General features: G+C 70.9%; 10 protein-coding genes. 6 read left to right on the forward strand and 4 right to left on the reverse strand.

Annotated elements, in window-relative coordinates; all coding sequences use genetic code 11:
* Positions 1–220 precede the first annotated feature (220 nt).
* Both G3I40_RS15450 and G3I40_RS15455 read left to right on the forward strand, forming a co-directional pair.
* Positions 221–2,014, forward strand: coding sequence for a sugar-binding domain-containing protein (locus G3I40_RS15450; protein WP_164302734.1), 1,794 nt, complete (start codon positions 221–223; stop codon positions 2,012–2,014).
* A gap of 5 nt (positions 2,015–2,019) precedes the next feature.
* A complete protein-coding gene (locus tag G3I40_RS15455) occupies positions 2,020–4,935 on the forward strand; it encodes an alpha-glucuronidase family glycosyl hydrolase (RefSeq protein ID WP_164302735.1) in 2,916 nt (971 codons plus the stop codon).
* A gap of 73 nt (positions 4,936–5,008) precedes the next feature.
* Here the strand turns inward: G3I40_RS15455 and G3I40_RS15460 are convergent, their stop codons facing one another.
* The gene (locus tag G3I40_RS15460) at positions 5,009–5,899 is read right to left on the reverse strand and encodes a GNAT family N-acetyltransferase (protein ID WP_203644128.1); all 891 of its coding nucleotides are present in this window, start codon (positions 5,897–5,899) and stop codon (positions 5,009–5,011) included.
* Positions 5,900–6,086: 187 nt separating this feature from the next.
* On the opposite strand from G3I40_RS15460, the gene G3I40_RS15465 reads away from it, so the two are divergent.
* Together G3I40_RS15465 and G3I40_RS15470 are read left to right on the forward strand one after the other, a co-directional pair.
* Positions 6,087–7,223, forward strand: a complete 1,137-nt coding sequence (locus G3I40_RS15465; protein WP_164302736.1) for a PQQ-dependent sugar dehydrogenase — start codon at positions 6,087–6,089, stop codon at positions 7,221–7,223.
* A 23-nt stretch (positions 7,224–7,246) separates the two neighbouring features.
* On the forward strand, positions 7,247–7,549 hold the full coding sequence (locus tag G3I40_RS15470) for a hypothetical protein (protein WP_164302737.1): 303 nt from the start codon (positions 7,247–7,249) through the stop codon (positions 7,547–7,549).
* On the opposite strand, the gene G3I40_RS15475 is transcribed toward G3I40_RS15470, so the two are convergent.
* Entirely contained in the window at positions 7,500–8,774 is a 1,275-nt protein-coding gene (locus G3I40_RS15475; protein WP_239091755.1) for an ROK family transcriptional regulator, read from the reverse strand. The genes G3I40_RS15470 and G3I40_RS15475 overlap by 50 nt on opposite strands.
* Before the next feature lie 134 nt (positions 8,775–8,908).
* Here G3I40_RS15475 and G3I40_RS15480 point away from each other — a divergent pair, with 134 nt between their 5' ends.
* Together G3I40_RS15480 and G3I40_RS15485 are read left to right on the forward strand one after the other, a co-directional pair.
* Positions 8,909–10,354, forward strand: a complete 1,446-nt coding sequence (locus tag G3I40_RS15480; protein WP_164302738.1) for an APC family permease — start codon at positions 8,909–8,911, stop codon at positions 10,352–10,354.
* Positions 10,355–10,364: 10 nt separating this feature from the next.
* Positions 10,365–10,781: a DUF2809 domain-containing protein gene (locus tag G3I40_RS15485; protein ID WP_164302739.1), complete on the forward strand. Its 417-nt coding sequence runs from the start codon at positions 10,365–10,367 to the stop codon at positions 10,779–10,781.
* On the opposite strand, the gene G3I40_RS15490 is transcribed toward G3I40_RS15485, so the two are convergent.
* Together G3I40_RS15490 and G3I40_RS15495 are read right to left on the reverse strand one after the other, a co-directional pair.
* Entirely contained in the window at positions 10,765–13,713 is a 2,949-nt protein-coding gene (locus G3I40_RS15490) for a CARDB domain-containing protein (RefSeq protein WP_164302740.1), read from the reverse strand. The genes G3I40_RS15485 and G3I40_RS15490 overlap by 17 nt on opposite strands.
* 53 nt (positions 13,714–13,766) lie before the next feature.
* Entirely contained in the window at positions 13,767–15,527 is a 1,761-nt protein-coding gene (locus tag G3I40_RS15495; protein ID WP_164302741.1) for a glycosyl hydrolase family 28-related protein, read from the reverse strand.
* Positions 15,528–15,660: the final 133 nt, after the last annotated feature.

Raw genomic sequence — 15,660 nt, forward strand, 5'->3', positions numbered from 1 at the left:
GGCCGCCGACCTGCGCGGCAGCGTCCTTCTGGCCGGCGCGGTGGTGCTCGCCGCACTGCTCGCCTGGGCCATGCCCCTGCTCGTCCCCCTGCTGCCCGGCCCGCTGGCGTTCGCCGCGACCGCCGTCGTCCTGCGCGCGGAACAGGGCGCGGACGGGCGCTGAACCATCACGGCGCCGCCCCCGCGCCGTGCCCCTGTACGACACCACCGGAGTGCACCCATGCCCCACACCCACCTGGACGCCGCGGGCCACCCCCGGCCGCAGCTCGTACGCGACCCCGACTGGCACGACCTGAGCGGCCCCTGGCAGTTCGCCCACGACGACGCGGACCGCGGCCGGACCGACCGTTGGATGGACCCCGACGTCACCGCTCCCTTCACCGCCGGCGTCACCGTCCCCTACCCGCCCGAGTCCAAGGCCTCGGGGATCCGGGACACCGCCTTCCACCCCGTCCTCTGGTACCGGCGCACGATCGACGTGCCCCGCCCGGCCGCGGGACGGCGCCTGCTGCTGCACTTCGGGGCGGTCGACTACCGGGCCGAGGTCTGGCTGGGCGGCCGCCTGGTGGGCCGGCACGAGGGCGGCCACACCGGCTTCACCTGCGACCTCACCGACGTGATCGACCGGGACGGGCCGCAGGTCCTGGTGGTCCGGGCCGAGGACCAGCCGCTCGACGCCGCGCAGCCGCGCGGCAAACAGGACTGGCGCCAGGACCCCCACGTCATCTGGTACCACCGCACCTCGGGCATCTGGCAGCCGGTGTGGCTCGAGGACGTACCCGACGAGCACGTGACGTCACTGCACTGGACACCCGACGTCGCCCACGCCCGCGTACGCTGCCAGGTCCGCCTCAGCCGCTGGCCGCGGCGCCCCCTGAACCTGACGGTCCGTCTGACGCAGGGCGGGCGGGTGCTCGCCGAGCAGCGGATGCTGACCGACGGCCAGGAGACGGAGTGCGACATCGCGGTGCCCGCCCTGCGGCACGCGCAGGAACTCGAGGGCCTGCTGTGGAGCCCGGAGCACCCGAACCTCGTCGACGCCACCGTGCACGTGAGTACCGCGGCGGACGACACCCCCGTCGACCTCGTCACCTCCTACCTCGGGCTGCGGGACATCGGCTGGGACGACGGCGTCTTCCTGCTCAACCACAAGCCGTACTTCCTGCGCATGGCGCTGCAGCAGGGCTACTGGCCCGCGTCCCATCTGGCCGCCTCCGCCGACGAGCTGCGCCGCGAGGCCGAACTGGCCAAGGAGATCGGCCTCAACGGACTGCGCATCCACCAGAAGATCGAGGACCCGCGCTTCCTGTACTGGGCGGACCGGCTCGGTCTGCTGCTGTGGGAGGAGATGCCGTCGGCGTACGCCTTCGGGACGCCGACGATCGAGCGGGTGGTCGGCGAGTGGACCGAGGTGATCTCCCGCGACCTCAGCCACCCCTCGATCGTCGCCTGGGTGCCGATCAACGAGTCCTGGTCCGTCCCCAACCCCGCGGCCGTCCCTGCCCAACGTCACTTCATGGACGCCCTGTACCACCTGACCAAGGCTCTGGACCCGTCCCGCCCGGCCGTCTCGAACGACGGCTGGGAGATCTCCGCCGCCGACATCTGGGGCGTCCACGACTACACGCAGCGCGCTGAGGTCCTCCAGGGGCGCTACGGCGCCCCCTCGCTGCGGCAGGGCGCCATCGCCGAACAGTGGCCCGGCGCCAAGCGCCTCACCCTGGACGGCGTCCGGCACCAGGGACAGCCCGTCGTGCTGAGCGAGTTCGGCGGGGCGACCTTCGAACCCGCCGAGGGCGCCCAGTGGTTCGGCTACGACACCGTGGCCACGCAGGAGGCCTTCGCGGAACGGCTGGCTTCCTTGGTGGACGCGGCCGTCGGCTCGGGCCTCGCCGGGTTCTGTTACACCCAGTTCACCGACACCGAGCAGGAGATCAACGGGCTGCTCACCGCGGACCGCCGCCCGAAGATCCCGCTCGACGACCTCCGCACCATCCTCCAACGACGGAAGTGAGAGACATGAGCTCAGGAATACGCCGCCGCAGCGTCCTCGCCGCAGCCGCTCTCGCCGGCACGGCCGGCCCGTTCGTCCTGTCCGCACCGGCCTCGGCGCGGCCGCTGTCAGCGACGCCGTCCTCGCCGGGCGGCGCCCTGCCCGCCGAGGACGGCTACGACCTGTGGCTGCGCTACCGGAAGGTGGAGGACCCCGAGGCGCTCGGCCGCTACCGGGCCGCTCTGGCCCACCTGGTCTGGCAGGGCGGTGGCCCGCTGCAGCGCTCCGCCGTGGACGAGTTGACCCGCGGGCTGACCGGGCTGCTCGGCACGCGGGTCACGCCGCGCGGCGACGCCCCCTCGGGCGCGGCCCTCGTGGTGGGCACACCGACGAGTTCCCCCTTGGTCCGCGCACTGGTCCCGGCGGCCGATCTGGCGGAGCTGGGTGACGAGGGCTACGTCGTGCGCCGCGTCACGAAGAGCGGGAAGGCCCGCATCGTGGTGGCGGCCCGGGCGGACCGCGGGGTGCTCTACGGCGCCTTCCACCTGTTGCGGCTCGTCCAGACGGGACAGCCGCTGGACCACGTCGCCCTCACGGAGCGTCCGGCCGCTCCGCTGCGCGTGGCCGACCACTGGGACAACATCGACGGCTCCATCGAGCGCGGCTACGCGGGCCGGTCCTTCTTCGACTGGGACGCGCTGCCGGACCTCGACGACCGGTACACGGACCACGCGCGCGTTCTGGCCTCCCTCGGCATCAACGGCGTCGTGATCAACAACGTCAACACGCCCTCGACGTACCTCGCCGAACCCTTCCTCACCAAGCTCGCCGCCCTGGCGGGCGTGCTGCGCCGCTACGGCGTGGCCCTGTACGTCACGGCGAACTTCGCGGCCCCCATCGACCTGGGCGGGCTCGACACGGCCGACCCCTTCGACGCGCGGGTGGGCGCGTGGTGGGAGAAGAAGGCCGCGGAGATCTACGGGAAGATCAAGGACTTCGGCGGCTTCCTGGTGAAGGCCAACTCCGAGGGCCGGCCCGGCCCGTTGGACTACGGCAGGACCCACGCCGACGGGGCCAATCTCCTCGCCGGTGCGCTCGCGCCGCACGGCGGCATCGTGATGTGGCGGGCGTTCGTCCACGACACGGACGCGAAGTGGGACCGGCAGGGGTACCTCGACTTCACGCCGCTGGACGGGAAGTTCGCCGACAACGCGGTCGTGCAGATCAAGAACGGGCCCATCGACTTCCAGGTCCGCGAACCCGCCCATCCGCTCTTCGGGTCGCTGCCGCGTACCAACTCGATGATCGAGCTGCAGGTGACCCAGGAGTACACCGGACACTCCACCCACGTGTGCTACCTCGTGCCGCAGTGGAAGGAGATCCTGGACTTCGACACGCTCAAGGAGGGCGAGGGCAGCACGGTCGCCGGTGTCGTGACCGGCAAGGTCCATCCGTACACGCACTTCGGGTTCGCAGGCGTGCTGAACTTCGGCGACGCGCGGAACTGGACCGGCTCCCACCTGGCCGCCGCGAACACGCACGGCTACGGACGCCTCGCGTGGAACCCGCAGGCACCGGCGGCCGAACTCGCCGACGAGTGGACCCGGATGACCTTCGGCAACGACCCGCACGTCGTGCGTACCGTGTCCGATCTGCTGCTCGGCTCCTGGCGCACGTACGAGGACTACACCTCGCCCCTGGGCACCGGCTACCTCACGCATCCGCCGGACGGTTCGGTGACCGGGCACTTCGAGCCCAGCCCGACCACGACGACCCAGTTCCACAAGTCGGACCGCGCGGGCATCGGCTACGACCGCACCGCCGCGACCGGCGACGGCTACACCGCCTTGTACGCGCCGGCGGTCCGCGACGCCTACGAGTCGCTGGAGAACTGCCCCGAGGAACTCCTCCTCTTCCTGCACCACGTCCCGTACACCCACCGTCTGGACAGCGGGAAGACCGTCATCCAGCACATCTACGACACCCACTTCACCGCCGCGGAGCGGGTGACGGACATGCGCGCGGCCTGGGACGGGCTGCGGCGCCGCGTGGACCAGCGCCGACTCGCCGACGTGCACCGGCAGTTGGGCGCGCAGGCGACCCAGGCGGCGGTGTGGCGGGACACCCTGGTCGCGTACTGGTTCGAGCTGAGCCGGATCCGCGACGAGCACCGCGACTGGCTCCAGGCGGTGATCGCCCCGGCCGACACGGTGCTGCTGGGCGGCGAGCGGGGCGAACTGCCCGTACAGGTGGTCAACGCGACCGGCTCCGGCCTGCGTACGGACGTCACGCTCGACGTACCCGACGGCTGGGACGCGCAGTCCGCGACGGCGTACGTGGACTCGCGCGGCGACACGACGGTGAAGCTGGCCGTCGTACCTCCGCCGACTCCGCAGCTCGCGACCCTGCACGCGCGCCCGCGGTCGGGGTCGGTGCGCGCCCTCGACTCCTCGCTGCGCAGCCTGGCGAAGGCCGTCGTGGTGCCGCCCGCCGCCCGCTGCGTGCACGCGCTGGACGCCGGGCCCTCCGATGCGCCGGTCCTGACGGGCTACACCCGTCTCGCACCCGACAGCACCTGGCGCGACGGCGCCGGGTTCGGCTGGGTCGGGAACACGCCCGACGCCACCGACACCGGCCTGTTCGACGTCGTCCGCCGCGACTACGTACGCGACAGCGCGCCCGCCGTGCTGCGGCTGAAGCTGCCCGCCGGGCCCTGCACGGCGCATCTGCTCACCGGCGATCCGAACACCTTCAACCGGGTGCTGATCGTGCGCGCGGACGGGGTCGAGAAGGTGCGCAGCGAGCAGCTCGACGGGCGGGAGTTCACCTGGCTGGAGGTCGCGTTGGACGGCGGGCCGGACGGACGCGAGGTGGACCTGGAACTGTCCGCGCCGCAGGACGATACCTGGCATCTGAGCGCCTGTGTCGTCGTGGCGGAATAGGCCGTCATCCGGGGATGCGCCCGCGGCCCCTGCTCGGCCCTCGCAGGCGGGGCAGGGTCCGCGTCGCACAGGGTCACAGGTCGAGCTGGTACTCCAGGGCCTGATGGGTGGGGACGTAGCCCAGTGCGTCGTTGATGCGCCGCATGTGCGTGTTGCTGTCCGCCGTGTCGGTGACCAGGCCGCCCAGGTCGGGGTGGGCGTGGCGCGCGAGGCGGATCGCTTCGGCCTTCATCCAGCGGGCGAGGCCGCGGCCGCGGTGCTCGGGCAGCACGCCGGTGCCGTAGTGCAGTGCGTCGCCCTTCCCGTCGCCCGGCACGACGAGTTCGGAGAACCCGGCGATCGAGCCGTCCGACGCGTCGACGGCGGCCACCGTGGTGAGCAGCTCCCCGCGGTCGGCGACGGCTTTCGCGGCAGCCAGCACTTGCTCGACGTCCCAGGCCACGACGCCGTAGTCGGTGTCGTCCATCGGCATGTCGTCCATCGCGCGGCGCGAGTCGGCGAAGGTGCGGGCCAGTTCGTCGGGGACGGTGCCCTGCCAGGAGACGAGGGTGTAGCCGGGGTGCGGCGCCGCCACGATCGCGTCGACCTCCCCGGCCTTGCCGCTGTCCGGCCCGTGGAGGGCGAGCCGGGCGTAGGTCAGGGTCAGCACCTTGCGGAAGCCGCGCGCGGCTAGGAAGTGGTCACCGGGCGTGCCCGCGTCGGCCTGCGCGACCATCGACCGCCGGTCCGCCTCCCGGGCGGCGGTCACGGCCGCGTCGAGCAGCTGCGATCCGACGTGTCTTCGCCGTTCGGCAGGGTGCACGTTGACCTGCAGCTCGGACAGGTGTTCCTGGCCCTCGCGGGTGAACACGCGCAGGAACGCGGACCCGAGCGGATCGCCGTCCTCCCCGCTCGCGAGCCACGCGAGGCGGTGGCCGGAAGGGGTGCGGTCGGGATCGGCGAGGGCGGTGATGCGTGGGGACAAGGTGGCTCCGGTGAGGTCAACGGACTGGTGTACGGCGTCAGTTGACCACGCGGGGGACCGCAGGGACAGACAGACGTCGTGCCGTCGACACCCGAAGCCCTCTTGGTCTATACCAAGTACCGGTGTCTCAGTATTCTCATCCGTGTCCTGCGACACCCCCCTCTTCGCCGCCTCCAGGAGGATCACGGTGAAAGTTCGCACGCGAAGCTCGGCAGTCATCGCCACGTTCTGCCTCGTCGCCTCCCTCGCCCTGACCACGGCGTCCGCGGACGAGCCCGGCGCCCGCCGGCAGGTCGCGAAGGTCGCGCTCACGAACGTGGCCACGGCGACGAATCCGACGGCCGGCGCCGTCGGCCCCGGCGGCAAGGTCTGGATCGCCGAACGGGCCGGAACAGTACGGGTGTTGGGCGACCATGGGCTCGGCGCCCCCGTGCTCGACATCTCCGCCGAGACCACCACCGACGGCGAACGCGGCCTGCTGGGCATCGCGTTCGACAAGAAGTCCGCGCACTTCTACATCTCGTTCACGAACCTCGAAGGCACCAGCACCGTCGACGAGTTCGCCGTGCGCCACGGCAAGCTCCTCACCGACACCCGCCGCACGGTCCTCACGCAGACGCAGCCCTACGACAACCACAACGGCGGCGACATCAAGTTCGGCCCCGACGGCTACCTCTACATCGCGCTCGGCGACGGCGGCTCGGGCGGCGACCCGCACGGCAACGGGCAGAACCTCGGCACCCTGCTCGGCAAGCTGCTGCGCATCGACCCGCACGGCGCCACCCCGTACGCGATCCCGCGGGACAACCCCTTCGTCGGCGACCCGGACGCGCGGGGCGAGATCTGGGCGTACGGACTGCGCAACCCCTGGCGGTTCTCCTTCGACGCCCGCACCGGCGACCTGCTGATCGGCGACGTCGGCCAGAGCGACTGGGAGGAGATCGACTGGGCACCGGCGAGCAGCAAGGGCGGCGAGAACTACGGCTGGTCCCAGATGGAGGGCACTCACCCCTTCCGGGGCGGCACGGAACCGGCGAACCACGTGCCCCCGGTCCACGAGTACGACCGTACCGGCCTCGGCTGCTCGGTCACCGGCGGATACGTCTACCGCGGCAGGGCGATCCCGGACCTCGCGGGCCAGTACGTGTTCAGCGACTACTGCGACGGCACCCTGCGTTCCCTGCAGATGAGGAACGGCAAGGTGACCGGGGTGAACGACCTCGGCGTCAACGGGGGCGAGGTCATCTCGTTCGTCCAGGGCGGCAAGGGCGAGTTGTACGTGCTCGCGATCGGCGGCACCATCGCCCGCATCGACCCGGCGTAACACCCCGAGGCTATGGTCTGTACGTGTTCAAGATGTCGTGGGCCCTCATCAACGACGGTGCCGGTCAGTGGACCGGCAGCGACTTCCACGCCGCCGCGCGGGAGTTGAGCCTCGGCGTCAACTCCGTGTGCACGGCCGAGGTCGACGAGGAGGTGCGGGCCGCCTGGTGCCGCAAGTGGGTCGAACCGCTCCAACTGCGGCTCACCCGCGAGGGACAGGCGGCCATCGCGGCGGGCGAGGAGTGGATCGACGGGGCGGGCCCCATCCTGGTCCGCCTCACTCCCCGGGCCGGCCCGCCCGAACACCCCTCCGTTCAGCCGGAGTAGTCGGGAACCGCGCGCTCCGGCCCGCCGACCGCTGCCGCGGCGCGCGCCGCTCGAACGCCACGTCGCGGGCGGTGTCCAGCGCGGTGGCCACGGCGCCCATCAGCACCGAGTCCTCCGCGAGGGCGCTCGCCACGACCTTGGGGCGCAAGGGAGTCAGGGAACGCAGCGTGCGGCGCACGGTGCGCAGCAGCAGATCGGCGCTGTGGCCGACGCCGCCGCCGAGCGCCACCAGGTCGGGGTCGAGGACCGCGGCGACCGCGGCGACCGTGTGGGCCACCCGCTCGCCCTCCAGCTGGACCGCCTCGACCGCGGCCGGATGCCCTTCGCGCGCGGCGTCGAACACTTCCTTCGCGGTGAGCGGGCCTGCCATGCCGCGCGCACGGGCGGCCGCGACCACCGCGTCCCCGGAGACGGCGTCCTCCAGGGTGTCCGTGCGGTGGCGGCCCGGCCACGGCAGGAAACCGATCTCGCCCGCGCCGCCGTTGGCCCCGGTGAACAGCCGGCCCGCGCTGACCACGCCCATGCCGAGACCGGTGCCGATCATGACGTAGACGAAGAGCCTGCTGCCCGCCCCGACGCCGAAGGCGTACTCGCCGAGCGCGGCCAGGTTGGCGTCGTTGTGCACGGCGAGGGGGACGCCGAGCCGCTCGCGCATCCGGTCGAACAATCCGGCCCTGCCCCAGCCCGGAAGGTGCTGGGCGTAGCGCACGCGGCGGCGCCGTTCGTCGTACACGCCGGGTGTGCCGACGACGGCCTGGGCGATCCGCTCCCGGGCCACCCCCGATCCGTCGATGAGTCGGTCGGCGGCGCGGATCACCAGGTCGGCCAGGGCGCCGGCGGTGCGGGCCTGGTTGCGGACCTCCAGCCGGGCCACCAGCGTGCCGTCGAGATCGGCGAGGGCCACCCGCAGCCAGGTCGCCCCGATGTCGATGCCGAGTGCGTATCCGGCCGTCGGGTCGGGGGCGTAGAGGACGGACGCGCGGCCCCGCTCGGGGGTGTGGGTGCCGGCCTCACGCACGAGGCCCGCCCGTTCGAGGGCGGCCAGGGCACTGGAGACGGTCGGTTTGGACAGGCCGGTGACCCGGGCCAGTGAGGCCCGGGACGCCGGGCCGTCCGCGCGCAGCCGGTCGAGCAGCAGCCGCTCGTTGTTGCTGCGCTGCCGCCGCGCGTTCATGGGCTGATCCACACCCTCGTCGCCGCTGATCATCGCAACATCCTCGCGCATCGTCCGTCATGGGCTCCTGACGGACCCTTGACGTTGCTAGTAAAGCTACTTAACTTAATCACGCCCAGCGCCGCGGCGACTCCCCCGGACTCGCTCGTCGCCCGTTCCTTCGTCACCAGGCCGGGGAGGCCCTCGTGTCCACGACCCCACCCGCGTCCGGCGGTTTGGTACGCCGCATCGGACTCTTCCAGGCCACCGCCATCAACATGAGCCAGATGTGCGGCATCGGACCGTTCGTCACCATCCCGCTGATGGTGACCGCTTTCGGCGGCCCGCAGGCCGTCATCGGCTTCCTCGCCGGCGCGGTCCTGGCACTGGCCGACGGCCTCATATGGGCGGAGCTCGGCGCTGCCATGCCCGGCTCCGGCGGCAGTTACGTCTATCTGCGACGGGCCTTCAAGCACCGCACCGGGCGCCTCACGCCGTTCCTGTTCGTGTGGACGGCGATGCTGTTCATCCCGCTCATCATGTCCACCGGCGTCGTCGGGTTCGTGCAGTACCTCGGCTATCTGGCGCCGGGGCTCGGCCGGACGTCCGGCGACCTGATCGGCCTGGGCGTCATCGCCGTCGTCGTCCTGCTGCTCTGGCGCGGCATCGAGCACATCGCCCGGATCACCGTCGTGATGTGGACGGTGATGATCGCCTCGGTCGTCCTCGTGATCGCCGCCGCTCTCGGCCACTTCAGCCCGGGCCGCGCCTTCACCTACCCCGCGCACGCCTTCGACCTGACAAGCAATCACTTCTGGATCGGCTTCGCGGCGGGCCTGACCATCGGCATCTACGACTACCTCGGCTACAACACCACCGCGTACATGGGCGCCGAGATCAAGGACCCGGGGCGCACCCTGCCCCGCTCCATCGTCTTCTCGATCCTCGGCATCATGTGCATCTACCTGCTGCTGCAGATCGGCTCGCTGGGCGTGCTCGACTGGCAGCGGATGACCGACCCCCACGACATCGCCTCCACCTCGGTCGCCTCCGCGGTACTGGAGAAGGCGTGGGGCAAGGGGCCCGCCGAGATCGTCACGGTGCTCATCCTCATCACCGCGTTCGCCTCCGTCTTCACCGGGCTGCTCGGAGGCTCGCGGGTGCCCTACGACGCCGCGCGCGACCGGGTCTTCTTCCGCCCGTACGCCAGGCTGCACCCCCGCCACCGCTTCCCGACCGTGGGCCTCGCGACGATGGGCGTCATCACCGCGATCGGCTTCATGATCGGCCGTCACACCGACCTGCAGACCCTCATCCAACTGCTGACCACCGTGATGGTGATCGTCCAGGCGCTGGCGCAGATCGCCGCCGTCACGGTGCTGCGCAGGCGCCGCCCCACCATGCACCGCCCCTACCGCATGTGGCTCTATCCGCTGCCGAGCGTGGTGGCGCTCGTCGGCTGGCTGGTCATCTACGGGTACGCCGACAAGAACTCCCCCGGCCGCCACCCCATCGAATGGTCCCTGGCCTGGCTCGTGCTCGGCTGCGCCGCGTTCGCCGTGTGGGCCCGCTTCGAGAAGGTCTGGCCGTTCGGTCCTCGCGAGAGCGACGACGACGAGGCCGACGCGCAGAGCGCCCCCCTCTCCGCTTAGGCTCCGGAAAATGAACAGACGGTGGTGGGCTTTCGGGGGCGCGGCGGTGACCGTCGCGGGCGGTCTTTCCGTACGGGCGTGGAGCGGCGGGGACTTCGCGAAGTACGCGGGGGACGCCCTGTACACCGTGCTGGTGTACGCCGTGGTGGTCCTGGTCGCGCCCAGGCTGCGGCCGGGCATCGCCGCGGCCGTCGCGCTCGGCTTCAGCTGGGCCGTCGAACTGCTGCAGATCGCAGGGATCCCGGCCGTCCTGCGGCCGCTCCTCGGCTCGACCTTCAACGCACCGGACCTGTTCTGGTACGCCGTGGGGGCAGGACTGTGCCTGCTCATCGAGGTGCTCGTCGCCGTGCGAGGGCCCCGACAGCACGCTGCCCGGCCCCCGGTGGCACCGGGGGCCGGGCAGCAGGCGGCTACTCGCCGCCGTTGATCACGAACTGCGAGCCGGGTTCGACGAGGATGTCACCGTCGCGCGAGTCGGAGATCCGCACGTTCGTGAGCGTCGCGCTGCCGCGCGCGCCGCCCATGGCGAGGATGCCGGAGCCGTTGACGGACTTGGAGATCGTCACGTTGCTGACCTTCACGTCCGGCATCGACCCGCCTCCCGTCTTGAACTGGATGCCGTCGTACGTCGAGTCCTGGATGTCGGTGTCGCGGATCGTGACACCGGGGATGTCGGGCCCTTGGGCGAACAGCGTGATGGCGCCGAACTCCTGGTCCTCGTTCCAGAACGCGCCGCCGGTGCGGTAGAGGCCGTTGTTCGCGATCAGCGTCTGCCCGGAGAACGGGATCGGGTCGTGGTCGGTCGCGAGCATGATGCCGGGATAGTTCATGGTGTCGTACACCAGGTTGTTCTCGATCTTGTTTCCGTACCCGCCGTAGACGGCGATGCCGTTGGCACGCCAGGGCAGTTGGACCGTGTTGTTGCGGAAGGCGTTGTCGTGGCCCACGTCGACCGAGGTGTCCTTGACGTACTTGCTGGCCCACACCGCCAGGGCGTCGTCCCCGGTGTTGCGGAACGAGGAGTTGAAGACGGTGGAGTTGCGGGTGCCGTTGGTGAAGTTGATGCCGTCGGCGTAGGTGTTGCGGATGCGCATGCCGCTGAACTCGAGGCCGTCGCCGGGGCCCCACAGCTCGGGGATGTTGCTGTAGTCGCGGCCGACCCAGGTGCCGACGTTGGCGTGCTCGATCCACACGTTGGTGATCTTGGTGTTCTTGCCGAAGCGGCCGTTGAGGCCGACGCCGCCCTCCGCGTTGCCGTCGCCGCCGCGGATGGTGCCCGAGCCAAAGATGGCGAGGTCGGAGATCTTGGTGTTGTCGTCGATGTCGAAGCCGAAGTTGCCCTCGTGCGGATGGTTGATCCCGCCCGCGTCCTGCGGCGGGATCAGGGAGTAGAGCTGGGAGTGCCACATGCCGGCGCCCTTGATGGTGACGTCGCGGATCCCGACCTGGTTGTACTGGCCGCGGTTCTGCGGGTCGTCGGTGAGGATCTTCTTCTCCTGGCGCCACTGCCCGGCCGGGATCCACACACAGGCGATGTCGCCGTTCTGGTCGGCGGTCACGGCCTTCTGGAGCGCGTCGGCGTCGTCGATGCCGTCGTTCGGGATCGCCCCGTACTCGGTGATCGAGGTGCACTCGGCGGGCTTGCTCGCGGCCGGGGCCACCTGCTCCAGGTCGATCAGGTCGACGACGTAGTACGCGGCGTCGTCACCGGCGTCGCGCTGCAGCCGGAACGTGGTGCCCTGCGGGTAGGTCTGGGAGAGCAGGGCGTGGGTCTCGTCGAAGAGGCGGCGCGCGTCACCGCCGGGGGTGTTGGTCAGGCCCTCCGGTTGGTCTGTGTTCCCGTACAGCCAGCTGTGCTTGGAGGACAGGGTCAGCTTCTGCACGAACTTGCCGTCGGCGTACAGGCTCAGGGTCTTGTCCTGGCCGCCGCCGCCCGGGGCGTCGGGGATGGAGTTGCGTACGACGATCGAGTTGGTGGAGCTCGTCGAGGTGAACTCCACGTACTGGCCGGTGGAGTTGAGGCGTACCGACTTGCGGCCCGAGGACTCGGTGGCGAAGTTGGTGTGCCCGAAGGTGCGCTCGGCGTCCGCCTGCAGGAGCGTGCCGTCGTAGTGCCCGTCCTCCGCCTCGTACTCGGCGTAGGGCACGGCCGCGCCGCGGCCGACCACGATGGACCGGGCGAGGACGTTGTTGTTCTCGTTCGTCTCGTTCACGACGCCGGTGGCGTCGGCGGTCGCGGTGAGCGTGGCGCCGCCGCTGGTCGCGGTCCAGCTGCCGGTGAGGGCCACGGTGGCGCTCTCCCCCGCGGCGATCGCGGGCGCGGTGCCGTTCAGCGTCTTGCCGCCCACGGTCAGCCGCGTGACCGAGCCGGCGGCGACCGCGCTGGTGCCGCGGTTGTGGACCTTCACCGCGAAGGTGACGTCCTTGCCGACGGCGGGGCTGGCCGGGTTCGACGTGATGTCGGTGACCTCCAGGTCGGGCCCCGGGCTCTGGCCGACCGTCAGCTTGCTGTCGGCGGTGCGGCTGTTGTTGTCGTTGTCCTGCTCGGCGACCGTGTCCTGCGGGTCGACCACCGCGGACACGGCGTAACTGCCCTGCGCCCGCTTGCCGATGGCGACGGGTACGGTCGCCGATTCGCCGGCGCCGAGCGCGCCGACCGCGGCGCTGCCCGCGACCGTGCCGCCCAGGCTGACGTCGACCGTGGTCGCGGCCGAGGCGGCCGAACCGGTGTTGCGCACGGTGGCGTCGACCGTGATGGCGTCGCTCTCGCTGGGCTGGGCCGGCTTCCACGTCAGGCCGGAGACGGTCAGGTCGGGGTTGGGCGCGGCGGTGCCGTTGACCTGGAACTCGGCGATCTGGCCGCCGTATCCGGAGCTGTTGGAGGAGATCTTCAGCTGGACGTCGGCGTAGCGTCCGCTCACGGGGATCGTGACGGTGTTCTGGTTGGCGGAGGGGTTGAACGTGTAGTCCGCCCGCGCCTTCAGCGAGCCGAAGCCGGACGCCGACTGCTCACGTCCGAGGACCTCGATGCTCTGTGTGCGGGTCGCCCAGGCCGGGTCCGGGTTGAGCTTGAGCACGACCGAGGCGAGGTCGGCGTCGGCGCCCAGCTTCACGGTGAGCGTCGACGGGGAGCCGCCCGCTTCCCAATAGGTGTTCGTGGCCCCGTCGTTGGCGTTCGGCGCGAAGTAGTTCTGGGTCGACGAGGACGCCTCGATCGGCTTGTTCAGGGCGAGGTTGGCGACCGCCGCTGCGGTGGGCGCCGGGGCCGCCTGGGCGGCGAGTGGCGTCAATCCGAGGGCGGTCAGTGCGGCGCCGAGCCAGACGGCCAGGACCCGTCTGCTCCGTTGTCTGCATCTCACGGCGTTCCTCTCGAGGTACGGGATGTGCGGGTGGGTTCGGGGATCGGGACACGTCAGGGCTGGGGCCAGGCCGAGCAGTCGTCCCAGGTGGTGTCCCAGCCGGAGTTGCCGCCGCCGTCGGTGAGCGTGAAGGTGCCGGAGCCCGCCGGGTAGGGGCAGTTGTAGACGCCGGCCGCGCCGACGCCGGTGGCCTGTACGTTGCTGAACTTCGCCGCGCCGGGCGTCTCGGCCTGGACCACGACCGTTCCGACGCCGTCCACGGCGGAGCCGTCGACGGTGACGTTGTGGACCGCCTTGCCGCTGCCGCCGCCGGAGACGAACTCGTAGGCGCTGTACGGGCTGTCCTTGATCGTGTTGTTCGTGAGGGCTACGTCAGCCGCGATGGCACTGTCGTACGCGTCGACGCGCAGCGCACCCATCGGATGGCCCCAGTTGGGGTTGATCGCGCCGGTGCGCACGAGGGTGTTGCCGGAGACGGTGATGGTCCCGGCGAGGGGGAAGAAGGGGTCGAGGAACTTCTGGTTGGAGACGGCGATGCCGCTGCCGAGCGCGTTCGTGTCGAGAACCAGGTTGTCCTTGACGGTGATGTCGCGGCCGCCGTAGATCGCGATGCCGTTCGCCAGGTTGGGCTGGGAGACGGTGTTGTTCGCGAAGGTGTCGTTGCTGTTGGTGGTGTTCAGCGACCACATGGCGAGGGAGTCGTCGCCCTGGTTGCGCAGGAAGTTGTTGCGGACGGTGACGCCCGTGGCGGTGCCGTTGAGGTTGAGGCCGTCGGCGGTGGTGTCGAGGATGCGGTTGTCCTCGACGACGAGGTTGTCGTTGTTGCCGGTCAGCCAGAGGCCGACCTTGAGGTGCTGCACCCACATCCCGGAGACGCTGGAGTCGGGGCCGAGGGAGCCGTTGACGAAGTTGTCGGGGTTGCTGTCGACGCGTTCGGTGACCTCGCCCAGGACCGCGAAGTCCTTCAGGTGGACCTTCCCCGCCGAGGCGGACTGATTGATGAAGCGCGAGGAGTGCACGACCGAGTGCCAGTTGCCGGCGCCCTGGATCGTCACGTTCTCCACGCCGCTCAGTTCGCCGCCCAGCGTGAAGTCGCCCGGCGGGATCCACACGGTGCCGCCGCTGCTCCTGGCCGCACCGATCGCGTCGCGGAAGGCCTGCGTGGAGTCCTGCCTGCCGGTGGGGTCGGCGCCCTTGTCGACGACGGAGACCGCTCCGGCCGGTGCGGCGGCGGGGTCCGAGACCTGCTCGAAGTCGGCGACGTCGACGGTCACTTGGGTCGCCACGGCTTCCAGCTTCACCTTGTCGCCGGCCTGCAGGTTCCGGCCGAGGAGGAGACGGGCGTTGTCGAAGAAGTGGTGTGTCTTGGCACCGGCGATCCAGGCAGTGTCCACGTAGCTGTACTTGGAGGTGACGGCGAGGGACGCGTCGAGCTTGGTGCCGTTGACGTAGACGGCGAGGGAACCGCTCTGTCCGTCGGGCACGTTGGCGGCGACGTTCACGGCGTCGGCCGCCCGGTCCAGGGTGAACTCGACGCTCTGGCCCGCGTCCAGGCGTACGGCCTGTCTGCCCGAGGCCTCGGACGCGAGGGTGCCCTGGGTGTGGTCGGGGCCGATCCGCCGGCCGGTGGTGGTGGTGGCCGACTCCGCCTCGACGGAGGTGAAGGGGAGGGCTGCTCCTGCGGCGGCGGCCTCGGATTCCGGGGCCGGTCGCGCGGAGGTGGGGCCCGCGACGCCGACGACGGTACCCACGAGGGCTACGGCCAGGGCGAGGGCGTACGCACCGTGGCGCACGCTCATGGATGACGTGCGCATGACACTCCGAGACATGGGAGGGTGCGCCTTCCTGGTGGGGGTCAGGGGCGGCCCACTCAAGCATCACCGCCAGATGAACACAAGATGTCGCGCAGCAACTGCAATTAATTGACAAGCTTGCGTAATAAAGCAT

The organism is Streptomyces sp. SID14478 (assembly GCF_010548525.1).
GTDB lineage: Bacteria > Actinomycetota > Actinomycetes > Streptomycetales > Streptomycetaceae > Streptomyces.

What these genes read in the sequence shown, in the direction of transcription:
- G3I40_RS15450 (WP_164302734.1), top strand. Translation starts at nt 221, where the DNA reads ATGCCCCACACCCACCTGGACGCCGCGGGCCACCCCCGGCCGCAGCTC.
- G3I40_RS15455 (WP_164302735.1), top strand. Translation starts at nt 2,020, where the DNA reads ATGAGCTCAGGAATACGCCGCCGCAGCGTCCTCGCCGCAGCCGCTCTC.
- G3I40_RS15475 (WP_239091755.1), bottom strand. Translation starts at nt 8,774, where the DNA reads ATGCGCGAGGATGTTGCGATGATCAGCGGCGACGAGGGTGTGGATCAG.
- G3I40_RS15485 (WP_164302739.1), top strand. Translation starts at nt 10,365, where the DNA reads ATGAACAGACGGTGGTGGGCTTTCGGGGGCGCGGCGGTGACCGTCGCG.
- G3I40_RS15495 (WP_164302741.1), bottom strand. Translation starts at nt 15,527, where the DNA reads ATGCGCACGTCATCCATGAGCGTGCGCCACGGTGCGTACGCCCTCGCC.